Genomic DNA, 26102 nt, shown 5'->3' with positions numbered 1-26102 from the left:
TTACTGATACTGTTCTGCTGCTAGAAAGAAGAAATTATCTCCAGAAGCAGCAGATCAAAATAAAGAGAATTACCAACACAAAAAAATTAGACGGCTTCGTCCTTTTGGTTTTACCGGCCAAGGTACCTAAGCCACCGATTGAAGAACCCTTATTGAACTAGATGAAAACAACTTCTACGCCCAAGCTTCCCTTGTATTTTGCTTTTTGCCTTTTGTGGTTATTACAGGTAGTAGCCGCTCCAGGCTTGCTTGCGCAAAGTACACCTATCAAAGTAAACCTTACAGGTCAACCTAACGGCTCTTTTACGTCTGCAGAAGTTGATAGGAACATGGATGGATGCGTTGCAATCGACAATGGGGATTGTATCCAGTTTGAGATCACTCTTGACAAAAACGCTGGGGGCCTTGATTTCAGTATTGTTTCTGGAGCCCTTCCTTCTGGTGCAATGACTTACCAGGTAAATTGCGGCCCTCCTGTGGCAGTTGGTCAGCCAATCTGCGTGAATGGAGTAGGACCTCATATTATTACACTTTGTAAAAAAGGGGGAAATAAAAACAGCTATAAAATTACGTCCATTGCAGCATTTACCCCGCAGGAAGATGTATCTGTTTCAATTGGTTGTACCGCAAACTTAATAGCGCCTATTGCTTTCAATGAAGCATCGGTTACCTGGAAGGATTTAACCGGAGGCGGTATCTACAATAAATACCTTAGTAGTACCACTGGTAAAACCGTTACCGTTACACCGGACGACAGTGCACCCGCCTATGTAGACTATGAAGTTTGTGGTAGTTCTGTTGCCTCTCCTTGCTCTACCCTCCCTTACTGCGATGTGGTTAGGGTTTACTTTTATAAAAAACCAACCGTTGCTATTGGCCCTAGCCCTGCCATTATCTGTCCCGGCTCTTCAGGCATATTGCTAACCGGAACCGTTACGGGTGGCGATGGTAATTTCGAATATTTTTGGACCAATAGCGCAGGCACTGTCGTCTCAAAGGCTGCCACCTACCTAGCTCCCACCGTTGGGACCTATGAACTTGAAGTTAGAAATACCAATTATCCCTCTTGTCAGAAATTTTCGGCCTCCGTCACGGTAGTTACAGATTTGACCGTTAATGCCGGACCTGACCAATTAGTTTGTTCTCAGAGTCCCGTCTCCTTAACCGGGGCAGTTACGGCGGCTACTGGAGGCATCTGGAGCGGAGGGGCAGGCACTTTTTCGCCTAGCGCCACTTCTCTAAATGCCGTCTATACTCCTACTGCCAGTGAACTAGCCGCCGGTTCGGTAAAACTCACCTTAACCTCTACTGGAAACGGAAACTGTACCGCAGTACGGGACGAAGTGCTTATTTCCTTTTACAGCATGCAGCTAACCTTGACCGGTACTCCTGTTATCTGTTCGGGATCTACCGGCACGGTGACCGCGGCGGTCACCGGTGGCGTGGGCACGGTCACATATAAATGGAACACCGGTGAAACCACCGCCACTATTACTAATAAGCCGGCGGGCACCTATACCGTAACCGTGAGCGACGGAAACAGCTGTGCTATTTCAAAGTCATTTACGGTAGTAGAAAAACCTGGCCCCTCTGACTTTACACTTACCCCTAAGTCAAGTACCTGCGGGGCCCCCAATGGGGAACTGGCCATCAGTGGAGTAATAGGCGGCACGGCTCCCTATACCTACAGCAAAGACGGCACTACCTTCCAGACCTCACCTATATTCACGGCCTTGGCAGCAGGCTCTTATACCTTGCAGGTGAAAGATGCCAACGGCTGTATCGTTACCAAAACCATTACGCTTCAAAATATAGCCGGCCCTTCTGACTTCACCGCTACTATGCAGGCCACCACTTGCGGCTCGAGCAACGGTACTATTTCTGTTTCTAATGTTGTGAGCGGTACCGCTCCTTACACTTATAGCATAAATGGGGGTGCCTTCCAGGCCTCGGCCGCTTTCTCAGGTTTGGCCGCAGGTACGCATACCATCACGGTAAAAGATGTCAATGGCTGTATTACCACCAAATCAGTAACGTTGACCAACATTGCCGGTCCTACCGATTTTGCATTTGCGGCAGCCTCTTCTACTTGCGGGGCCAGCAACGGCAGTATCTCCATCAATTCTGTATCTGGCGGTACGGCTCCTTACACCTATAGTAAAGACGGCACTACCTTCCAGACTTCTTCTTCTATCTCAGGTTTGGCCGCCGGCACCTATTCTATCACGGTGAAAGATGCCAATGGCTGTACCACGGTGCAACAGGTGCAGGTTACCAACATACCTGGCCCTTCAGACCTGGCCGCCTCTTCCAGGGCCTCTACCTGTGGTAGCACTAATGGCGAGTTGACCGTAGGAGTGGTAACTGGCGGAACCGCCCCTTATACCTACAGTAAGGACGGCACCAACTTTCAGGCATCGGCTACTTTTGGTTCTTTGTTGGCAGGTTCTTACACCATCACGGTGAAAGATGCCAACGGCTGTACCTTTGTTAAAAGCTTCATCGTCTCTGACATTGCCGGTCCTACCGCCTTTACTGCCAATACTACTTCTTCTACCTGCGGCGCCACTAACGGTAGCGTAACGGTTAGCGGCGTGACCGGAGGAGTTGCTCCTTATACCTATAGCAAAGACGGAAGCACATTCCAGACTTCTGCTACGTTCTCCGGATTGTTGGCGGGCACGCACACTATCACGGTCAAAGATGCCAATGGCTGTATCTTCGCCAAAGCGGTGACAGTTTCTGACATTGCAGGCCCCACCAGCGTTAGCCTCACCAATGCTTCCAGCACCTGCGGAGCCAGCAACGCCACCATTACGGTAGGCGCAGTCACTGGAGGAACGGCCCCGTACACCTACAGCAAGGACGGAACGAACTTCCAGGCTTCTACTACTTTCTCCGGACTACTGGCCGGCACCTACACCATTACAGTGAAGGACGCCAACGGCTGTACCGTTACCCGACAAACCACCGTTACCAACATTGCGGGTCCTTCTGACCTGGTGGCTACTTCAACAGCCTCTACCTGCGGAAGAAACAATGGTGTCTTAACTATTGGCAGTATCACCGGCGGAACCGCCCCTTACACGTACAGCAAAGACGGCGTGAACTTCCAGGCTTCCACTAGCTTTGGTTCGCTGCTGGCGGGTTCCTATACCATTACCGTGAAAGATGCCAATGGCTGTACCTTCGCCAAGGGTTTCACCGTTTCTGACATCGCTGGTCCTACCGCCGTTGCTGCTACTTCTGCCCCGGCTGGTTGTACTAATGACGGAAGTATCACCGTGGGTACGGTAACGGGTGGTACTGCCCCTTACACCTATTCCATCAACGGCACCACGTTCCAAACTTCAACTTCCTTCACGGCGCTGGCTGCCGGTACGTATACTGTCACTGCCAAAGACGCGAATGGTTGCCAGGTAACTACTTCTACCAATGTAGGAACTAACGTACCCACTGCCTTTGCCACCACTGCTACTACCTCTACTTGCGGCAACAGCAACGGAACGGTTACCATTACTTCTGTTACCGGCGGCACTGCCCCCTACACGTATAGCAAGGATGGCGTGAACTTCCAGTCGGCTGCCACCCTCACAGGCATGCTGGCCAAAACTTACACCATCACCGTTAAGGACGCCAAGGGTTGCGTGTTCAGCCAAACAGTGTCTGTAACCGATGTAGCAGGCCCCACGGATCTGGTTGCCTCTACCAAAGCCTCTACCTGCGGAAACAGTAACGCTGAACTTACCGTGACTGGTGTCACAGGCGGAACTGCTCCTTACACCTACAGCGTAGACGGAGGTAGCTTCCAGTCTTCTTCCACCTTTGCGGCGCTTGCCTCTGGCAGCCATACCATCGTGGTGAAAGACGCCAACGGCTGTACCATTTCAAAAGTAGTCACCATCGAAAATGTAGCAGGCCCTGCCTTCACCCTGGCAACCCAGTCTACTACTTGCGGGGCCAGCAACGGAAGCATAACCGTAAACGCCGTAACTGCTGGAACTGCCCCTTTCACTTATAGTATTGACGGCACCAACTTCCAGGCCTCCGCTACCTTTGCGGCAGTGGCGGCGGGTTCTTATACCATCACGGTGAAAGACGCCAACGGCTGTACTTTAGCCAAGCAAGTGACCGTGTCTGACATAGCCAGTCCAACTGGTTTAACCTTAGCTTCTACTTCTACCACTTGCGGCAATGCCAATGGCACCATCAACGCCAGTGGGGTAACCGGCGGAACCGCTCCTTACACATTTGCTCTGGACGGAGGCTCTTTCCAGACCTCTTCTAGCTTTACAGCCTTGGCAGCCGGAGAGCATACCATCACGGTGAAAGACGCCAATGGCTGTACCTTCAGTAAGAAAATTGTTCTGCAAAACATTGCCGGCCCAAGTGACTTATTAGCTAATTCCACTGCTTCAACCTGCGGTGCCAATAATGGTAGCCTTACTATGAGTGTGGTAACCGGCGGAACCGCTCCTTACACCTACAGCAAGGATGGCGTGAATTTCCAGACTTCGGCTACTTTCTCCGGAATCCTGGCGGGCACCTATACCATCACGGTAAAAGACGCCAACGGCTGTATTTTCACTAAAGCCTTCACTGTCTCTGACATTGCTGGTCCTACGGCAGTGGCCGCCACCTCGGCCCCGGCAGGTTGCGCCAATGACGGCACCATCTCAGTAGGCACGGTAACGGGTGGCACCGCTCCTTATACCTACTCAATCAACGGTACTACGTTCCAGGCCTCTGCCTCCTTTACAGCGCTGGCCGCCGGAACCTATACCGTGACGGCCAAAGACGCCAACGGTTGTCGGGTGACTACTTCAGTAACGGTTGGTACCAATGTACCCACCGCCTTCGCCAGCAGTACCATTGCCTCTACCTGTGGCAACTCCAACGGTAGCCTCACTATCACCGGCGTAACCGGAGGAACAGCTCCTTATACCTACAGTAAAAACGGAACCACCTTTCAAGCCTCGGCTACTTTTGCCGGGCTAATGGCTACTACCTATACTATTACTGTAAAGGATGCCAAAGGCTGTACGTTTGCCGCGCAGGTAAATGTGAGCAACATTGCAGGTCCTTCAGATCTGGCTACTTCTACCAAAGCCTCTACCTGCGGTAACAGCAACGCGGAGTTCACCGTGACCAACGTGACCGGCGGTACCGCCCCTTATACCTATAGCGTAGACGGAGGCACCTTCCAGGCTTCGGCCACTTTTGGTTCTTTAGCCGCTGGCACCCACACCATCACCGTGAAAGACGCCAATGGTTGTACGTTCACCGAGGATGTTACCTTGACCAATATTGCAGGTCCTTCCTTTACCCTTGCCGCGCAATCTTCTACCTGCGGGGCTACTAATGGAACCATCACGGTGGGTGCTGTTACCGGGGGAACTGCTCCTTACTCCTTTAGCCAGGATGGTGCGAACTTCCAGGCCTCTTCTACTTTCAGTAATTTATTGGCCGGCACTTACACCATCACAGTAAGAGATGCCAATGGTTGCGCCCTCGCCAAGCAGATAGTGGTGGAGAATATTGCCGGACCAGCTGGTTTAACTTTAGCTACCCTTTCTTCCACCTGCGGCGCCAGCAATGGTTCTGTTACCATCAATGGAGTAACCGGCGGCACAGCCCCTTACCTGTTTGCCGTAGATGGTGGTACTTTCCAGAGCTCAGCCACACTTGGTGGCATTGCAGCCGGAGAGCACACCATCACAGTAAAAGATGCTAATGGTTGTATTTTCAGCAAGAAGGTAACGGTAGACAACATTGCCGGCCCAAGTGATCTGGTGGCCAGTACTACCTCTTCTACCTGCGGCGCGAATAATGGTAGTTTAACCATCAGTAACGTGACCGGAGGTACGGTCCCTTACACGTACAGCAAGGACGGTGTGAACTTCCAGACGGCAGCAACTTTCAACAACTTGCTTGCCGGCAGCCACACCATCATCGTGAAGGACGCCAACGGCTGTACGGTCAGCAAGGCGTTTACCGTTTCTGACATCGCTGGCCCTACCGCGGTAGCGGCTTCTTCGGCCCCGGCTAGCTGCTTGAACAATGACGGAAGCATCACGGTGGGTACGGTATCCGGAGGAACCGCTCCTTATACCTATTCCATCAACGGCACCTCGTTCCAGGCTTCAACTTCCTTCACGGCACTCGCTTCCGGTACATACACCATGACGGCTAAGGACGTCAACGGCTGCCAGGTGACTGCTTCCGTAACGGTGGGCAAGAATGTGCCAACCGCTTTTGCCAGCTCTACGGTTACTTCCACCTGTGGTGGGAGCAACGGCAGCATCACCATTGGTGCTGTCACCGGCGGAACGGCTCCTTACACCTACTCTATTAACGGAACCACCTTCCAGGCCTCTACTACCTTTGCTTCCCTGGCAGCTGGCACCTACACCATCACCGTGAAAGATGCCAAAGGCTGTACGTTTAGCCAGGGAGTGGCGGTAAGCAACATTGCCGGTCCTTCCTTTACCGTGGCTGCCAACAGCAGTACCTGCGGAAGCGCCAACGGAAGCGTTGTCATTAGCGGCGTCACCGGTGGTGTGGCTCCTTACTCCTACAGCAAAGACGGGGTAACTTTCCAGGCCTTTACCAGCTTCAACAACTTACTGGCCGGCACCTATGCCATCACGGTGAAAGATGCCAACGGCTGTGAGGCCTCACAATCCATAGTGGTGGAAGACATAAAAGGCCCAAGCGCGCTGCGTCTTGCCAGCAACGCTTCTACCTGCGGCGCCAGCAATGCCACCGTTACAGTAGAACTAGTAACAGACGGCACTGCTCCTTACACCTACAGCAAGGACGGGGTCAACTTCCAGGCCTCCACTGCTTTCAGTGGGCTGTTGGCAGGCAATCATACCATTACTGTAAAAGATGCCAACGGCTGTACGTTCAGCAAGGCCATTACGGTGACGGATATTGCAGGACCTGCAGGCTTGACGCTTACTTCGGTAGCCTCTACCTGCGGAAGCAGCAACGGCTCCATCTCGGCAGGTGGCGTAACCGGCGGAACCGCCCCTTACACGTTTGCCATAGACGGTTCTACCTTCCAGGCCTCTGCTACTTTTACTGCCGTACTGGCCGGCACTTACACCATCACGGTGAAAGATGCCAACGGCTGTACCTATAGCAAACAAGTAACAGTAACTGACATAGCAGGACCTTCTAACTTGCTTGCCACGGCAGAGTCTTCTACCTGCGGGGCGAAAAATGGATCTTTGACCATCAGTAGCGTCACTGGCGGAACAGCACCTTACACCTACAGCAAGGACGGCGTGAACTTCCAGGCTTCGGCAACCTTTACCTCCCTACTTGCCGGCAGCCACACGATCATCGTGAAAGACGCCAACGGTTGTACCTTCTCCAAAGCCTTTACTGTTTCTGACATTGCCGGTCCAACGGCCGTAGCCGTTACTTCGGCCCCAGCCAGTTGCCAGGACAATGACGGGACCATCACGGTAGGCACCGTAACCGGTGGAACTGCCCCGTACACGTACTCCATCAACGGCACCACGTTCCAGGCCTCGGCTTCGTTCACGGCGCTCAAGGCGGGCACCTATACGGTAACGGCTAAAGACGCGAACGGCTGTCAGGTAACGGCTTCTATCACTGTAGGAACCAACGTACCAACTGCCTTTGCCAGCACTACCAGCTCTTCTACTTGCGGCAGCCCCAACGGTAGCATCACTGTAAACGGGGTAACTGGCGGGACGGCTCCTTATACCTATAGCCAGGACGGCACTACGTTCCAGGCCTCGGCCACTTTCTCTGGACTGATGGCTGGCACGCACACGATTACCGTGAAAGATGCGAAGGGCTGTATTTACGCTGCACCGGTACAGGTAAGAGATATTGCCGGACCGTCAGATCTAGTGGCTTCCTTGAGATCTTCTACTTGTGGCAGCAGCAATGCTGAGTTAGTGGTTTCTAATGTTACCGGCGGAACCGCTCCTTATACCTATAGTAAAGATGGCGTGAACTTCCAGGCATCTACTGCTTTTGCAGGAATGATGGCTGGTACCCATGCCATCACGGTGAAAGATGCCAACGGATGTACCTTTACCAAGACCTTTACCATCACAGATATTGCCGGACCTTCCGGTTTTACTGCCAGTGCTACCTCTTCTACTTGTGGCAGTTCTAACGGAAGCTTGTTGGTAACCGCTGTTACCGGCGGAACTGCTCCCTATACTTATAGCAAGGACGGGGTGAACTTCCAGGCTTCGGCTACTTTCAGTGGTCTGTTGGCTGGCACGCACACCATCACGGTGAAGGATGCCAACGGCTGTACGGTAGTGAAACAAATTAAAGTAGAAGACATAGCCGGACCAACCGGCCTGACCCTAGCCTCAGTTGCCTCTACCTGTGGCAGCAGCAATGGCACCATCACGGTTAGCGGTGTTACCGGCGGAACGGCCCCTTACACCTTCACCATAGATGGAAGTACTTTCCAAAGTTCTTCCACGTTTACCGCCTTGTTAGCCAGAGAATATACCGTAACGGTGAAAGACGCCAACGGCTGTACCTTCAGCAACAAAGTAGTAGTGACGGATATTGCCGGCCCAACTAATGTTCTAGCGAACACCGTTTCTTCTACCTGCGGAGCCAGTAACGGCACCCTGACCATTGGCAGTGTGACGGGCGGAACCGCCCCTTACACCTACAGTAAAGATGGTGTAAACTTCCAGGCTTCTACGGCTTTTGATGATTTAAAAGCGGGCACTTACACCATCACGGTGAAAGACGCCAACGGATGTATTGTCAGCAGAAGCTTCACCGTTTCTGACATTGCTGGTCCAACGGCCGTAGCCGCTTCTTCTCTACCAGCTAGCTGCCAGGACAACGACGGAAGTATCACCGTAGGTACGGTAACCGGTGGCACTGCTCCTTACACGTACTCGATCAACGGTACTACCTTCCAAGCCTCTGCCTCTTTCACGGCGCTCAAGGCTGGCGCCTATACCATAACCGCTAAAGATGCGAACGGATGCTTGGTGACTGGCTCGGTGACCATTGGAACCAACGTGCCTACCGCTTTTGCCAGTTCTACAGTAGCTTCTACTTGTGGTGCCAACAATGGCAGTCTTACTATTGGATCTATAACCGGTGGTACGGCTCCTTACACCTACAGCAAGGACGGTATCACCTTCCAAGCTTCGGCTACGTTCTCTGGCTTACTTGCCGGCACGCACACCATTACGGTAAAGGATGCCAAGGGCTGTATCTACGCTGCACCAGTGAAAGTAAGTGACATTGCCGGTCCTTCTGATCTGGTGGCGTCCTTGAGTTCTTCTACCTGCGGTAACAGCAATGCTTCTCTTACTGTTAGTGGCGTAACCGGTGGCACCGCTCCTTACACCTACAGCATGGACGGCACTACCTTCCAGGCGTCCGCTACCTTCGGTTCCTTAGATGCCGGCACGCACACCATCACGGTGAAAGATGCGAATGGCTGTATCTTCACCAAGAGCTACACCATTTCTGACATTGCAGGACCTTCAGCGTTTATAGCAAGTGAAATTTCTTCTACCTGCGGAAGCAGCAACGGTAGCATCAGCATTGGGACTGTCACAGGCGGTACTGCTCCTTACTCTTACAGCAAGGACGGCGCAAACTTCCAACCTTCTAATTCTTTCAGTGGGCTACTGGCTGGCACCTACACCATCACGGTGAAAGACGCCAACGGTTGTACCATCACCAAGAAAGTAGAAGTGGAAGATATTGCCGGACCTACCGGCTTGACCCTGGCCGCCAATGCCTCTACCTGCGGAAACAGCAACGGCTCTATCATGGTTGATGGCGTTACTGGCGGAACCGCTCCTTACACGTTTAGCATAGATGGGACCACGTTCCAGGCTTCGGCTACTTTTGCCTCCCTTATGGCCAGAGAATACACCGTGACCGTGAAAGACGCCAACGGCTGTACCTTGGTGAAGAAAGTGGTGGTGGAGAACATTGCCGGACCTACTGACGTGGTAGCTACCGCTGTTTCCTCTACCTGTGGCAGCAGCAACGGCACCCTGACTATTGGTAATGTAACCGGCGGAACGGCTCCTTACACCTACAGCAAGGATGGCGTGAACTTCCAGGCTTCTACGGCTTTCGCCGGTCTGAAAGCGGGTACCTACACCATCATGGTGAAAGACGCCAACGGATGTATGGTCAGCAGAACCTTCACTGTTTCTGACATTGCAGGACCTACCGCAGTAGCGGCTACCTCGGCCCCGGCCAGTTGCCAGAACAATGACGGAAGTATCACAGTGGGAACGGTAACCGGTGGAACAGCCCCTTACACCTATTCCATCAACGGTACCACCTTCCAAGCCTCTGCTTCGTTCACGGCGCTTAAGGCTGGCACCTACACGGTCACTGCCAAAGACGCAAATGGCTGCTTGGTAACTGGCTCGGTGACCGTAGGAACCAACGTACCTACCGCCTTTGCCAGCACTACTGCCGCCTCTACCTGCGGAAGCACTAACGGCAGCATTACCATTGGCGCAATAACCAGTGGTACGGCTCCTTACACTTATAGCAAAGATGGCGTGACCTTCCAGACTGCGGCTACTTTCTCCGGGTTGCTGGCTGGTACGCACACGATCACGGTGAAGGATGCGAAAGGCTGTACGTTTGCCCGTGCGGTAGTCCTGACGGATATCCCAGGCCCTACGGCTATCATCGCTTCTACCAACGCCTCTACCTGCGGTAGCCCCAACGGAGTGGTAACTGTAACAGAAGTAACCGGCGGAACTGCTCCTTATACCTATTCTATCAACGGCACCACGTTCCAGGCTTCGGCTACGTTCACTGGGTTGACCGCTAAGGACTATATCCTCACTGTGAAAGATGCCAATGGCTGCGTGATCACGAAAGCGGTAAAAGTGGATGACATAGCCGGACCTTCGGCCTTTGCCATGGCACCTACCGCTTCTACCTGTGGCGCCAGCAACGGGCAGGTAACCGTGACCGGTATCACCGGCGGCACCGCTCCTTACACCTACAGCAAGGACGGAACCACGTTCCAGGCTTCTGACATTTTCACGGGATTAGCCGCCGGCACCCACACCATCACGGTGAAAGACGCCAATGGCTGTACTATAGTGAAACAGATAGCAGTTGAGAACATTCCTGGCCCTACTGCCCTTGCCCTAACCTCTGTCTCCTCTACTTGCGGCGACAGCAACGGTAGCATCACGGCAGGCACAGTGACTGGCGGAACTGCTCCATTCACCTACAGTAAAGATGGAGTAAGCTTCCAGGCTTCTTCTACCTTCTCCGGGTTATTGGCTGGCACCCACACCATCACGGTGAAAGACGCCAATGGCTGTACCATTGCGCAGCAGATCACCGTTGGAAACGTGGCGGGCCCATCCGACCTGGTAGCTTCCCTGAGGGCTTCTACCTGTGGCAGCAGCAACGGCGATTTGGCTATCACTGCCACCACCGGCGGAACCGCTCCTTACACTTACTCTGTAGACGGTACCACGTTCCAGGCCTCAGCTACGTTCACAGCCTTAAAAGCGGGTTCTTACACCATCACGGTGAAAGACGCCAATGGTTGTACCTTCGCTAAAGCCTTCACCGTTTCTGACATCGCTGGTCCTTCAGCGGTGGCGGCTTCTTCGGCCCCGGCCAGCTGCCAGGACAACGACGGTAGCATTACGGCAGGAAACGTAACCGGCGGAACTGCTCCGTACACCTACTCTATTAATGGCACTACCTTCCAGGCTTCGGCTACTTTTGCCGCACTGGCCTCAGGCACCTACATCGTCACGGTGAAAGACGCCAACGGCTGTACGGCCACAGAGGAAGTAGTCATTAACAAGAACGTTCCTACCGCCTTTGCCAGCACCACCACCGCCACTACCTGCGGAAACAACAACGGTAGCATTACGGTTGGCACAGTGACGGGTGGCACCGCCCCTTACACCTACAGCAAGGATGGCTCAGGCTTCCAGGCTTCGGCTTCTTTCTCTGGGTTGACCCCGGGCAATCATGCCATCACGGTGAAAGACGCCAAGGGTTGTACCTTCACTACTCTAGTTCAGGTAAGCGAGGTTCCAAAAATGACGGACCTTACTGCTGCCACGGAAGCCGCCACCTGTAACAACAGCAACGGTAAAATAACCGTGAACGTGGTAACCGGCGGAACGGCTCCTTATACCTATAGCCTGAACGGTTCTGCTTTCCAAAGCGCTTCTGTCTTCGCCTCGCTAGCCACTGGCTCTTATACTGTTGTGGTGAAAGACTCCAGCAATTGCACCTACTCTGAAGAAGTTGTGGTGGGCAATTCTTCTGGTCCTTCTGACTTCAGGTTCACAGTTCGTAATTCTTCTTGCGGCAATGCCAATGGACAGGTGGCAATTAGTGACGTAACCGGCGGCGTAGCACCTTATAGCTACAGCAAAGACGGAACTACCTACCAAGCCTCTTCTACCCTGGCAGATCTGGCAGCTGGTACTTACACCATTCAGGTGAAAGATGCCAACGGCTGTATCTTCAGCAGAAAAGTAACCGTGGAAGGAGTGGAAGGTCCGACAGCCTTCACGCTTGCCTCCGTTTCCAGTACCTGCGGCGGCAGCAACGGCAGCATCACGGCTAGCAACGTAACCGGCGGAACCGCTCCATACACTTACTCGGTAGACGGTTCCACCTTCCAAAGTTCGGCCACCTTCGGGTCATTGATGGCGGGTGCCTATACGGTGACGGTGAAAGACGCCAACGGCTGTACCGTAGTGAAACAGGTAACGGTTGGCAACCAAGGCGGCGTAACGGCCATAACCTCGTCTACCACGCCTGCCTCTTGTACAGACAACGGAACCATCACTATCACTTCTTCAACCGGTGGTTCGGCTCCTTACACGTACTCACTGGACGGCACCAGCTTCCAGGCTTCCAATACCTTCACCGCGCTGGCCCCTAAAGACCACAAGGTGTATGTAAAAGATGCCAATAACTGCGTAGCCTTCTTCACGGTAACAGTGGCCACTACCAGAATCACTGAGGCGGTTGTCTCTGCCACGCAGGAAACCTGCGGCGGAAAGAATGGCTCCATCACGGTGGGCACGGTAACCGGAGGCGTAAGGCCGCTGAGCTACAGCATCAATGGTACCACCTTCCAAACGTCTGCCACCTTCGTTAACTTAACAGCCGGTTCTTACACCGTTACCGTGAAAGATGCGCAAGGCTGTCTCTTCACCCAGACTCAGGTGGTCACCAACAGCGCCGGGGTTCAGTCCTTCGCTATGGCGGGGATCAATTCTAGCTGTGGAAACAACAATGGCCGGATCTCTATCAGTCAGGTAGTAGGCGGTCAGAGCCCTTACCAGTACAGCATCAACGGCACTACCTTCCAGGGGTCACCAGAGTTCACCGGCTTAGCGGCTGGTACCTACCAGGTGACGGTGAAAGACGCCCAAGGCTGCTTACTGGTGAAATCTACTACTCTTACCAACAGCCTGCCACCTACCGCCCTTAAGGCAACCATCAAGGCGGCGGGCTGCGGACAGACTGAAGGCCAGGTGACGATAGACCAAGTGACTGGTGGAACCGCTCCTTACAGCTACTCCCTGGATGGCGTGAATTTCTCCACCTCAGCTACTCTGACAGGCATATCGGCGGGCACTTACCAGTTAACGGTGAAAGATGCCAATGGCTGTACCTACGCTCAATCTGTCACGATAGGCAAGGTGGAAAGCAAAGTGGCGGCTGTGCAGCACATAACCTGTGCTGGTGAGAAAAACGGTAGAATCACTATCTCTACCGTTGGCGGAGACACCCAGACGGAGTACAGCATCAATAATGGGGTGAGCTTCCAGAAAGAGCCGGTGTTCAACAACCTGGCCGGCGGTGTGTACCAGGTGGTGACCAGATTCTCTGCTACCTGCTCCATTACTATTGGCAGCGTAGAGGTGAAAGAACCACAACCTATTAAGGTAACGGTGGCCCAGGTCATCCAGACCTTGAACGGCAGTAACCTAGGCAACGCTGAGATTACCTCAGTTACCGGGGGTACGGCGCCTTACACCTTTATGCTTAACAACGGCACCTTCTCCACTACCCAGACTTTCTCTGGCCTGAAAGAAGGAACGCACTCGCTGTTGGTGAAAGACAGTAACGGCTGTATTACAGAAACTACTTTCAAAATTGATGCCTCGGCTGAGCTGGAGATTCCGAACGGTTTCACGCCTAACGGCGATGGCATCAATGACCTGTGGGTGCTCAAAAACCTATCGGTGCTGTACCCAAGCTGTAAAGTGGAAGTGTACAACCGCTGGGGAAGTAAGGTGTTTGAGTCCAGAGGCTATCAAAAGGCATGGGACGGAACCTATAACGGGGCGGCGCTTCCGGTGGGTACTTACTACACCATCATTGAGCTTGGCAACGGCCAGCCCGCGCTTAAGAAGTCTGTTACCATCATGCGATAGTTTTTAGCTAATAACTCATCATCAGCTATATGAAAAAGCACCTGTTTATTTTAATCTTTCTGCTTGGCGCCACGGTTGCAGTGGCCCAGCAGAGGGCAATATCCAGTCAGTACATGACTAACTATTTCCTGCTTAATCCGGCGGTGGCGGGGTATGAAAAGGACCTGAACGTGAAAGCCGGCTTCCGGAACCAGTGGGTAGGGTTTGAGGGCGCGCCCAAGACCTTTTACGTGAGCGGAGAAACGGCGCTCTTCCAGCACCAAAGGTCCCGTGGAAACCGCAGAAGGCTCAAAGCCTTCCACGGGGCCGGCGGGTACGCCTACACCGACAAAACCGGCCCTACTACCCGGTCGGCGGTGTTGGCGTCTTATGCCTACCACGTGCCTTTGAGCCGCGAACTGTTTCTTTCCTCTGGTGTTTTTGCCGGGTTCCAGCAGTTCAAGTTTGACCCCAACAAGGTACAGTTGGCAGACAACTCTAACGGCATTGACCCTGTCACCAGCACCGGCATGATCAACTCCTTTATGCCTGACCTGACTATTGGCACCTTTCTGCACAGTGAGCAGTTTTATGTGGGTATTTCTCTGTTTCAGGTACTGGGCAACAAGATATTTGAAGCCGAGAACACTACTGAGAGCAGCCGCTTAACCAGACACTTGTACATGTCTGGGGGCTATAATTTTGAGGTGCAGAAGAACATCACCGTGGCCCCGTCCCTGTTGTTGAAATATGCCGGCCCTGCTCCGCTGCAGGCAGACCTGAACGTGAAAGGCATTTACAACTTTAGTAAGCGGAAGAAAACCAAAGCAGATGACCAGGTGTGGGCCGGACTTTCTTACCGCACCCAGGATGCCTTGGTAGGCTTGGTGGGTTGCCAGTTCCTGGGCCAGTACCAGGTGTCTTATTCCTATGACATCACGGTCTCTCCTATGCGCAACTACAGCTCCGGCTCCCATGAACTGATGGTAGGCTACCGCCTGAAAATGTAACCTCAGGAACTAAGACTGGTGCCCTAAACTCCCGGTGTGTTTTAAGCCTGTTTTTAGAAAAACAGGCTTAAAACACACCGGGAGTTTCCTTTTATATTGTCCCTTATTTGACATGCTAGATAAAAGGGAATTCGCCTACAATCCTCGGGCAAGCAGACACTGGCGACAGTCTCATTTCAGATGCCCTACTTTCTCTTTTTCTCACTCTTTTTATCTTTCCCCACATTCCCTCTCTTTTAATTTCTCTTTCTCTCTTTCTCCCCTTTTTGTCATCCTGAAAGAATCTTGGTAGCGAACGGTAATGGCACGGATTACGCGTTACTGCCGTTCGCCCACAAGGTCCTTTCAGGATTACAAATAATATAATAAGGATAGTATTAAAGAATGAATTTTAAGGTGAAGACCATCCATGAGAACCCAAGCCGGCACCTGTGCCATCTATTCTATAGGTGGAGCTTCCCAACAATAACCTGAGCCTTGTGCAAAAATAAGCCCGGTCTGTTTTAGGCCTGTTTTCTCAAAAACAGGCCTAAAACAGACCGGGCTTATTTCATAACTCCTAGTGGGAGGATAATCCGCAGGAGATCTTTAACTCATATACGGCTTAGCTCTTGGCGAATTTAAGGGCCGCAGAGTTCAGGCAATACCGCAGGCCAGTGGGCTTGGGCCCGTCATCAAAGACGTGGCCCAGGTGACCGCCACAGCGGGCGCAGAGTACCTCGGTGCGCAGCATCCCGTCTGTGGTATCTGGTTCTTCCAACACGGCCGCGCTGTTAAGCGGTTTATAGAAACTAGGCCAGCCGGTCCCGGAGTCAAACTTGGTGTCTGAGCTGAACATAGGGTTTCCGCAGGCAGCGCAGGAGTAGATGCCTTTCTGCTTGTTATTGTTCAGAGGGCCGCTGAAGGCGCGCTCGGTGCCTTTTTCGCGCAACACATAGTACTGCTCAGAGGTCAGGATCTTTTTCCACTCTTCATCAGACTTGGGCAAGGTGTCCAGCAGATCGGTGCGGTTCAGGTTCTGGGTCTGTTGGGCAGTAAGGGGCTGTTGGCCCGAGGAGGCTGTGGTGCGGGAGGGGTCTGTTTTGGCGCACCCGGCTAAAAGCCAGGCAAAAGCGAACATGGAAAAAATTATACTAGGTTTCATAGACTTCTAAAATATAGACAATAGGACTTTCTATTAGTAACGTACGAACCCGCTTCTTTACCGGATGTGGCGCCTGCGCTTTTCTACCGGCCCAAAAGCAGACCGTTCAGGAACTTAGGAAGGGGGTTCCCTGTTTCCTGTAACAACTAAATAACCTGTAAGTTATTGGATGGATGGCCTTTTTTAACAAAAAGTATAAAAAAGCCCCGGAAATCCCATACCTTTGCGGGCTGAAAACAACCTCTGAATGCAAAGTATCCGCAACATCGCGATTATTGCCCACGTGGACCACGGTAAGACCACGCTGGTAGACAAAATCATCCACGCCTCAAAAATTTTTGACGCCCACCAACACTTCGACGACCTGATCCTGGACAACAATGACCTGGAGCGGGAGCGCGGTATCACTATCGTTTCCAAGAACGTATCTGTGCGTTACAACGGTGTTAAAATTAACATCATTGACACGCCTGGTCACGCCGACTTTGGAGGTGAGGTAGAGCGCGTTCTGAAAATGGCCGACGGTGTTATCCTGCTCGTGGATGCCTTTGAAGGTCCCATGCCGCAGACCCGTTTCGTGCTGGGCAAAGCTATCCAGTTAGGCCTGAAGCCAATTGTGGTAGTAAACAAGGTAGACAAAGAGAACTGCCGTCCGGACGAAGTACACGAGATGGTCTTCGACCTGATGTTCAACCTGGACGCCACTGAGGACCAGTTGGATTTCGTGACCCTGTACGGTTCCAGCAAGCAAGGCTGGATGAGCACAGACTACCAGAAGCCTACTGACAACATCACTCCTCTTCTGGATGCCATCATTGAAGTGATCCCTCCGGCCCCTTCTGAGCAAGGAACGCCGCAAATGCAGATCACTTCTTTGGACTATTCTTCCTTTGTGGGTCGTATTGCCATTGGGCGCGTGAAACGTGGCACTTTGCAAGAGGGCGCCAACATGAGCCTTTGCAAGCGTGACGGTTCTATCAAGAAAGTAAAGATCAAAGAACTTCAGGTGTTTGAAGGCCTTGGTAAAGTAAAAGTAGAGTCTGTATCTGCCGGCGAGATTTGCGCCGTGACCGGTATTGAAGGCTTTGAAATTGGCGATACCCTGGCAGACTTTGAGAACCCAGAGCCGTTGGAGCGCATCGCGATTGATGAGCCAACCATGAACATGTTGTTCACCATCAACAACTCTCCTTTCTTCGGGAAAGAGGGCAAGTTTGTAACATCGCGTCACTTGCGTGACCGTCTGTTCAAGGAGATGGAGAAAAACCTGGCCCTGCGCGTTGACGAGACTGATAAAGAAGATACGTTCTTAGTGTACGGCCGTGGTATCCTTCACTTGTCTGTACTCATTGAAACCATGCGCCGTGAGGGTTATGAGTTCCAGGTAGGCCAGCCGCAGGTAATCTTCAAAGAGGTAGACGGCCAGAAAATGGAGCCAATGGAGCACCTGGTAGTGGACGTTCCTGAGGAGTCTGCCGGTAAGGTAATTGAGTTGGTAACCCAGCGTAAAGGTGACCTAACCATCATGGAGCCAAAAGGCGACTTGCAGCACTTAGAGTTCAACATTCCTGCCCGTGGTTTGATTGGTCTGCGTAACAACGTGTTGACCGCTACCGCTGGTGAGGCCATCATGAACCACCGCTTCCAGAGCTATGAGCCTTTCAAAGGCGCTATCCCAGGCCGTATCAACGGTTCTTTGATCGCGATGGAAACTGGTCCAGGAACAGCTTACTCTATTGACAAGCTTCAGGATCGCGGCGTGTTCTTCGTTGATCCGGGTGAAGATGTGTACATGGGCCAGGTAATTGGAGAGCACTCTCGCCAGAATGACCTGACCGTCAACATCCAGAAAGGAAAGCAGTTGACCAACATGCGTGCCTCTGGCTCTGACAACAACGTGAAGATTGTTCCTAAGAAACAATTCTCCCTGGAAGAAGGCATGGAGTACATCCAGAAAGATGAACTTCTAGAGGTAACACCTAAGAGCATTAGAATGCGTAAAATCTACTTAGACGAGAACGAGCGCAAGCGCTGGGGAAACAACTAAGCAGTTGAATTTATAGATAAAAGAAGAAGCCCGGCCAAATGGTCGGGCTTCTTCTTTTATGGGTATTTTAGTTTTGGGCCTGTTTTCAGGAAACGAAAGCGGAAACGGCCTCTGTACATTAGTGGCTATTAATTAAACGGCAAGCCCAGGTGTGTTTATGTTTTATTCGCCACACATGGTAGTGGTTCTTTTGCTCAGTAGGCATTTCTTATCACCTGCCACGGCTTTTGGTTATATGCTTAACAGGAGCAACTGTTCCAAGTGAAAATAGTATAGTTTATGGCAATGTTCAACAAAGCAGCGGCAGTTTGAAGAAGCACATTTCTTAGACAACACTTGCTGCTGAATGCCTTATTTGCTTTTCAGCAACCCATACTATGAAAGACCAAAAAAAAGACACAAAAGCGAAAGCATCAGAAAATACCAAGCCATCTCAAGCAGATGCGTTGGAGAATCCCGTAGACAAATACCCGAAGCCGCCCTTTAAAGGTCAGAAGCAACCTTGGCCGGGCTTGGCTTGCAAGATGGACCCAGTACCAGATCATGGCGAGAAAAGTTATAAAGGCTCTGGCCGGTTGCAGGGACGAAAGGCTTTGATTACCGGCGGAGACTCGGGCATGGGCCGGGCCGCCGCCATCGCCTACGCTCGTGAAGGCGCTGACGTGGCCATCAACTACTATCCCACCGAGGAAGAAGACGCTCAAGAAGTGATAGCCTTGATAGAAGCCGAGGGCCGAAAAGCCATCGCCATTCCAGGTGACATCCGCGAAGAAGCCTTTTGCCAGAAGTTGGTGGAAGAAGCAGTGCAAGGTCTGGGCGGGCTAGACATTCTGGTCAACAACGCGGGCTACCAGCAAACCCAGGAATCTATTCTGGACATCACCTCAGAGCAGTTTGACTCTACCATGAAGACCAACATCTACGCGCCCTTCTGGATTACCAAAGCAGCCCTGCCGCACCTCAAACCTGGCTCGGTGATTATCTCTACCTCTTCAGAGCAAGCCACCGATCCTTCACCCGACTTATTTGACTACGCTCAGACCAAAGCCGCCAATACCAGTTTTGTGCGCTCCTTGGCCAAGCAGTTAGGCGCTAAAGGCATACGCGTGAATGGCGTAGCCCCCGGCCCTATTTGGACACCCTTACAAGTTAGCGGCGGCGCCACCCAAGAAAAATTAAAACAGTTTGGCGGTGATACGCCCATGGGCCGCCCCGGCCAACCTGCCGAACTGGCCTCCATCTATGTACAGCTAGCAGCCAGTGACGCCAGCTACGCTACCGGTCAGATTTACGCTTCTACTGGCGGGGGCGGGCAGCCTTGATGAGAAATAGATGTGAGAAGTTCTTGCTTACCTTTAACAGAGGGAGGACTGGCTAAGCCAGTCTTCCCTCTGTAATTTTCAAATCACAGTCTAGTGCCGCTTAATAAAGCACATCTTTGTCGCCTGTACTAAACTTACTGGTTTTTACCATTTTGTTGGAAAGTAGGCCAGAAACAATCTATGAGGAGAGTTTTAGTAAAATCATGTACTGCATGAGATAGTGGACTAACTGCCTGTTAATAAATCAGGACTGAGCATACATGGTCTCGCAAATTTTCTTTACGATTCAGAATCGACAATTTCACCTATTTTCATGTTCTACTTGTCATAGCTACTGGAATTCATAAAGAGACAACTAGCATTACCCCTACCCAAAAGCGACCCTTCTTTTCTCTTCACTGCTCTGGCTTATTAATTCCACCACCTTGATCACATCCCGGGCCTGTTCTGGGGTAACGGCCAACGGGGCTTCTCCTATAATAGCCTGGTATACGTTTTCATAAAAGCTGCGGTAGTGGCCGGTTTCGCTTTCAATCTTGCCCTTTATATGCAGGCCTTGGTGCTCCGTGTTCAGGTGGCCCCAGATGCTCTCCGGCTCCACGCCCCAGTCGGGGCTCAGGTGAGGCAATAGGCCGTCATTGAGGGCTTTTTCCTGCACGTCAAGGCCATATTTTAGGAACGAGCCTTGGTCGCCGTGCAGGGTGTAGCGCGGGCTCAGTTCGCGTACCAGCAACCCCGCCGACAGCGTGACGGTAACTTGGTCATAATAAAGGGTGGCTTCAAATTTATCAATGACTGGGCTCTGGGGGCGCTGAATCCTGACATCTCCCGCAATCTCATTGGGTTTCCCGAAAAGTACCAGCGCCTGGTCTATTAAATGCGAACCCAGGTCAAAGACAATACCAGAGCCGGGCGCGTCTTCCTCTTTCCAGGTGTTGCCTTTGAGGGCCGGCCGGAAGCGGTCAAAATGCGCCTTATATTCCACCAGGTTGCCCAGCATGCCGCTGTTCACTACCTTCTGGACGGTCTTGAAATCACTGTCCCAACGACGGTTGTGGTAAACGGTGAGTATTTTCTGCTGCTGGCGCGCCAGTTGGATCAGTTCATCGGCCTCCTGGATGGTGGTAGTGAAGGGTTTCTCCACCACTACGTGCTTTCCTGCCAGCAGCGCCTGTTTAGCCAAAGGATAATGCGAGGCGTTGGGCGTGGCCACCACCACCAGGTCAATGGCAGGGTCATTCATGATATCATCTGCCTGCGCGGTGATCTGCGCCTGTGGGTAGCGACTGCGGGCAATCTGGATGTTTTCTTCCCGTGACTCCCGTATTCGGGTCAATTCCAACCCTTTGACCATGTGTATAAACGGTCCATGGAAAATACGGCCGGCCATCCCGAAGCCAATCAACCCCACTTTCACCGTATCTGTTGCCTTCTCACGCATATATTCTGTCTTAAAGGTTTATTCCCCTACTTTTGTTTATAACCTAAACATACGGCAAATCCTTATTCTTCTGCCAACCACAGCCGTGTGTTTCTAAAAGAGGGTTTGTTGCCAGTTGGAAAACGTGATGGATGGGTTCCAAGGAAGACCACGGGATTGCTCCTGTATATAGATTCCCTACCTGCTCATATTCAGCCGTTTTGAAAACTTTTAGGGTCCGTTGCGCAACAATATCCCAAAAGGATGCGGAAATCTCCAGATAATCAATATCTTTGCATATACAATAATATCACAATAATGAAAAACGGTAAAGTAAAGTTCTTCAATGATTCCAAAGGTTTTGGCTTCATTAAAGACGCAGAATCCAATGAAGAGTACTTCGTACACGTATCTAACTTAGTGGACGAAATCAGAGAAAATGATGAAGTAACTTTTGACCTGAAAGAAGGTAACAAAGGTTTGAATGCTGTAAATGTGAAACTTGCCTAAGTTTTAATATATATCAGTTCTCTAAAAGGGCCTCACCGTGGTGAGGCCCTTTTTTATTTCACCCATTGCCGGCCGGTTCGCTAGAGGACTAACTTTCCCAAAAATTCTATCCGTTACTGGTAAGCCCTCTAAAAGAAGGTATTTTTTACCTATCCTGGCCAAAATGCTTCCAACTTACCGCTTCTTTCAGTAGATTACCTAATGGAAGGAGGGCTTCATTTAAAGGAGGTTAAGGCCTTCTCAGGTGTATCTCTTCCCTGGCCTGATTTCTTTATTTATTAGTTTACATGCGTCTGTTTACCATCCCGTTAACGTTACTGGTGCTATCTGCTGGCATCGGGTTCTCTTCTTGTTCTACCCCAGATTCTACAAAAGAAACTGGCACTGCCGCCACAGCGGCGCCTATTGTGAACACCGCCGGCCAAGCCGCGCCAACTGAGCCGCAGGCAAGCACCCAGGTCTCTGAACCAGCCCCTGTGGCTTCTGACAGCAAACCCGTTACCGCCGCCACGGTGCTGGCCCGTCCGCAGGTGCCCATTCTCTGCTACCACCAGATACGCGAGTGGAAAGCCAGCGACGGCAAAGTAGGCAAAGACTACATTGTAAAGGTAGCCGAGTTCAAAGCCCAGATGAAAATGCTGGCCGACAGCGGGTACCATACCATCTTGCCTGACCAGTTGCAGGACTACCTCACCAAAGGCACGCCGCTACCCTCCAAGCCCATCATGCTCACCTTTGATGACACCAAGCTGGACCAATACACGGTGGCCAAGCCCACGCTGGAGAAATATGGTTTCAAGGGGGTATTCTTCATTATGACCGTTTCCATTGGCCGGCCCAACTACATGACCAAAGCGCAGATCAAAGAACTGTCTGATGCCGGGCACGTGATTGGCTCGCACACCTATGACCACCACAACGTGAAGAAATACCAGGGCCAGGACTGGGTAACCCAGATTGAGAAACCCACCAAGCAACTGGAAGCCATCACCGGTAAACCCATCAAATACTTTGCCTATCCGTTTGGGCTCTGGAACCCAGAGGCGATACCTGAATTGAAGAAACGTGGTTTTGAGGCCGCCTATATTTTGGCCACCAAGCGTGATCCGCAGGACCCGCTGTACACCATTAGAAGAATTATTGCCAGCGGCTACTGGAGCACCAAAGGCCTGCACAACAGCATCAAGAATAGCTTTTAGGTAAGCCAAAAGCCTGGGAATTTATTCCTGCTCAAAACAAACCCGTTTCCAGCCTGTTTTCTCAAAATCAGGCTGGAAACGGGTTTCTGTTTTCTAATTGAAAGCAAACGTCTTAGCAAGAAAGAAAACCGAGTCCGGCCAAAACGAGTACATCTTTCTAAACAGATAAACGAGAAAACGATGGATAGTATAAACCGTGAACAACCCGAGGATAACCTAAAAGACCTGCAGGGCCCAGAAGCCGCCCGCAAAATGAAGGAACTGGCCAAGAGCGCCGAAAGCTGTTTTTTCTGCACCAGCATTACCACCGGCCAGCCCGTCCATACCCGACCCATGGCAGTCTTGAAAGCCGACGAGGCCGGCAATTTCTGGTTCCTGACTTCAGATGACTCACATAAGGTGGAAGAACTGCAGCGCGACCCGTTCGTGCAATTGATGTTCCAAGGTTCAAAATACTCAGACTTTTTAACGGTGCACGGCACCGCCGAGGTGAGCAAAGACAAAGCCATGATCAAGGAGCTCTGGAACCCCATGCTTAAAACCTGGTTCACCGAAGGCATGGATGATCCCAGAATCACCGTGCTCAAGGTAGTGCCATCCGGGGGCTATTACTGGGACAACAAACATGGCAATGCCATCGCGTTCGCGAAGCAGGCCGTGGGCGCCGCCATTGGTGTCACCCTGGATGATTCTATTGAAGGAAACCTCAAACCGTAAGAAATTCCTAAGAAGTAAGTTACGGTGCAACACAAAAGGGAGCGCCTGTTTTGGGCCTGTTTCTGTGAAAACAGGCCCAAAACAGGCGCTCCTCTGTAATTAAGGTAACTCTCTATGCAGCAACCGTCCGCTGGCATCTACCCACCTTCCTGATGCTCTATTCTCTCTCTGTCATCCTGAAAGGACCTTGTGGGCGAACGGCAGCAGCGTGTATTCAATGCCATCACCGTCCGCTACCAAGATCCTTTCAGGATGACAAAAGAGGGTCTGTAACCTATTGATACATGCCTACACATGCGCCAGATTATTCCTTTACTACTGAAAGCCTACCGGCAAGAACTGAGAACTAACAACTGAAAACGAACAACCAATAACTAGCACTGTTCCAGCGCCTGCAGAATATCATTCAGGATATCATCTACATACTCCAGACCCACTGATATCCTGATCAACCCGGGCGTGATGCCTACGGCCTGGCGTTCCTGTTCCGTAAGTTTGGCGTGGGTGGTGCTGGCGGGGTGTGAGGCTATGCTGCGGGTGTCGCCCAGGTTGGCGGTGAGGGACATCAGTTTCAGGCTGTCCAGGAATTTACGTCCGCTTTCCAGCCCGCCTTTCAGCTCAAAGCAGAACAGACCACCGCCGTTTTTCATCTGCTTTCTGGCAATTTCCATTTTGGGGTGCGAGGGCAGGAACGGATATTTCACGCTGGCCAGTTTGGGATGACCTTCCAACTTGGTAGCAATGGACAAGGCATTGGAAGCGTGGCGCTCCATGCGTACATCCAGCGTCTCCAGGCTCTTGCTCAGCACCCAGGCATTGAACGGCGACAAGGCCGGGCCTGAACTGCGGCAGAACAGGAAAATCTCCTTAATCAACTCTTTCTTGCCTACTACCACACCGCCTAACACCCGGCCCTGTCCGTCAATCCACTTGGTAGCTGAGTGCACCACCAGATCAGCGCCAAATTCTATGGGCCGCTGGTTTACGGGCGTGGCAAAGCAGTTGTCTACGTTCAGGATGATGTTGTGCTTTTTGGTGAGCTTGCCTATCACCTCCAGGTCAAGAATATCCAGGCCGGGATTGGTGGGCGTCTCAATGTAGAGCATTTTGGTATTGGGCCTGATGGCGGCTTCCCACTCCTCGGGGTTGTCTGCGCTCACATAGCTATACTCAATGCCGTACTTGGGCAGGTACTTGGTGATGATGGTATGCGTGCTCCCGAAGATAGAATTGCAGGCCAGTAAATGATCGCCGGCGTTTAGCAGGGCCATAAACGAGGCAAACACCGCACTCATGCCAGAAGCCGTAGAATGCCCTGCTTCTGCCCCTTCCAGCACGCACATCTTGTCTGTAAACTCCTGCACCGTAGGGTTACTGAACCGGCTGTAAATGTTGTCATCAGACTCATCGGCGAAGGCGGCCCGCATCTCTTCAGCGTTGTCAAACATAAAGCTGCTGGTCAGGAACATAGGCGTAGAGTGCTCCATTTCATTGGTTCGCTCGGTTTGTATTCTAATGGCCTGGGTAAGTGGGTGGTATTCCATTTGGGTAATGTGCTAATTGTTTAATGTGCTGATGTGCTATCAAAAGGTAGCAACACCTTACAAAAGAAGATACTCCCCCTTTGAAGGGGGCGAGGAGGGATGTTTACACTGGCTGGTAGTTGCGTTGCTGAAGTATTTGGCACAGACGCTCGCAGGTCCTCCGGACGCTACGGAGTCTTTTGAACGAGCGATAAAGCGTTTCTAGGGCAGCCGGTAAAGGTAGCAGTGTAACCATAATAAACGCCGCTATGCTTCAGCGTTTTGAGCCCGTATTTCTTAAATCGGGCTCAAAACGCTTTTTTATCTTCCCCAACTCAGAACTCAAGACTCAGAATTCGTTACGCAGTAACGCGTACTTCCCAGGTAATCTCGGCCCCGGCTCTTCTTAGGGTTTCTGCCACCGAGCAGTATTTTTCCATGGAGAGTTCGCAGGCGCGTTCGGCTTTGGTTTGGTCAATGTCGCCCTGCAGGTCAAAGACCACGTGCACGGTTTTCCAGAGCGACGGTTCTTTGCCGGCTTCGCGCTCACCGGAGATATCCATTTTAAAGCCGGTTAGGGCCTGCCGCTGCTTTTTCAGGATCATGGCTACGTCTATACCGCTGCAACCGCCCAGGGCCATCAGGAGCATCTGCATGGGGCGTACGCCGAAGTTCTGGCCGCCGCCTTCCGAGCTGGTGTCAGTGCCAATTACATGGCCGTTCGCGTCTTTGGCTTCAAAACCATAATCGCCGGCTACCCGATTCATCTCAATTCTTATCATATTTATTA

The 26102-nt window shown here is 51.9% G+C and carries 11 protein-coding genes; 7 read left to right on the top strand and 4 right to left on the bottom strand.

Annotation, left to right across the window (positions count from 1 at the left end; translation table 11 throughout):
- The first annotated feature begins 1106 nt into the window (after positions 1–1106).
- Positions 1107–14441, top strand: a complete 13335-nt coding sequence (locus ACYVJQ_RS16165; RefSeq protein WP_460894147.1) for a T9SS type B sorting domain-containing protein — start codon at positions 1107–1109, stop codon at positions 14439–14441.
- Between the two features lie 29 nt (positions 14442–14470).
- The gene (locus ACYVJQ_RS16160; RefSeq protein ID WP_460894146.1) at positions 14471–15430 is read left to right on the top strand and encodes a PorP/SprF family type IX secretion system membrane protein; all 960 of its coding nucleotides are present in this window, start codon (positions 14471–14473) and stop codon (positions 15428–15430) included.
- A 604-nt stretch (positions 15431–16034) separates the two neighbouring features.
- Here ACYVJQ_RS16160 and msrB read toward each other — a convergent pair.
- A complete protein-coding gene (msrB, locus tag ACYVJQ_RS16155; protein ID WP_460894145.1) occupies positions 16035–16574 on the bottom strand; it encodes a peptide-methionine (R)-S-oxide reductase MsrB in 540 nt (179 codons plus the stop codon).
- Positions 16575–16821: 247 nt separating this feature from the next.
- On the opposite strand from msrB, the gene typA reads away from it, so the two are divergent.
- Together typA and ACYVJQ_RS16145 are read left to right on the top strand one after the other, a co-directional pair.
- Positions 16822–18621 (top strand): translational GTPase TypA, encoded by a 1800-nt coding sequence (gene typA, locus ACYVJQ_RS16150; RefSeq protein ID WP_460894144.1) that lies wholly within the window; start codon positions 16822–16824, stop codon positions 18619–18621.
- A gap of 377 nt (positions 18622–18998) precedes the next feature.
- Complete coding sequence (locus ACYVJQ_RS16145) at positions 18999–19943, top strand: SDR family oxidoreductase (protein ID WP_460894143.1); 945 nt, start codon at positions 18999–19001, stop codon at positions 19941–19943.
- 367 nt (positions 19944–20310) lie between these two features.
- Here ACYVJQ_RS16145 and ACYVJQ_RS16140 read toward each other — a convergent pair whose 3' ends face one another.
- On the bottom strand, positions 20311–21384 hold the full coding sequence (locus ACYVJQ_RS16140; protein WP_460894142.1) for an oxidoreductase: 1074 nt from the start codon (positions 21382–21384) through the stop codon (positions 20311–20313).
- A 297-nt stretch (positions 21385–21681) separates the two neighbouring features.
- On the opposite strand from ACYVJQ_RS16140, the gene ACYVJQ_RS16135 reads away from it, so the two are divergent.
- From ACYVJQ_RS16135 to ACYVJQ_RS16125, 3 genes are all read left to right on the top strand, one after another.
- The gene (locus tag ACYVJQ_RS16135; protein WP_460894141.1) at positions 21682–21873 is read left to right on the top strand and encodes a cold-shock protein; all 192 of its coding nucleotides are present in this window, start codon (positions 21682–21684) and stop codon (positions 21871–21873) included.
- Positions 21874–22160: 287 nt separating this feature from the next.
- A complete protein-coding gene (locus ACYVJQ_RS16130) occupies positions 22161–23072 on the top strand; it encodes a polysaccharide deacetylase family protein (protein ID WP_460894140.1) in 912 nt (303 codons plus the stop codon).
- Positions 23073–23252: 180 nt separating this feature from the next.
- Complete coding sequence (locus tag ACYVJQ_RS16125; RefSeq protein WP_460894139.1) at positions 23253–23789, top strand: pyridoxamine 5'-phosphate oxidase family protein; 537 nt, start codon at positions 23253–23255, stop codon at positions 23787–23789.
- Between the two features lie 374 nt (positions 23790–24163).
- Here the strand turns inward: ACYVJQ_RS16125 and ACYVJQ_RS16120 are convergent, their stop codons facing one another.
- Together ACYVJQ_RS16120 and ACYVJQ_RS16115 are read right to left on the bottom strand one after the other, a co-directional pair.
- Complete coding sequence (locus ACYVJQ_RS16120) at positions 24164–25333, bottom strand: O-succinylhomoserine sulfhydrylase (RefSeq protein ID WP_460894138.1); 1170 nt, start codon at positions 25331–25333, stop codon at positions 24164–24166.
- A gap of 338 nt (positions 25334–25671) precedes the next feature.
- Entirely contained in the window at positions 25672–26094 is a 423-nt protein-coding gene (locus ACYVJQ_RS16115) for an OsmC family protein (protein ID WP_460894137.1), read from the bottom strand.
- Positions 26095–26102 lie beyond the last annotated feature (8 nt).

The organism is Rufibacter soli, assembly GCF_054781795.1.
The sequence above is the reverse complement of the archived record's forward strand: the minus strand, read 5'-3'. Positions and strand labels throughout refer to the sequence as shown.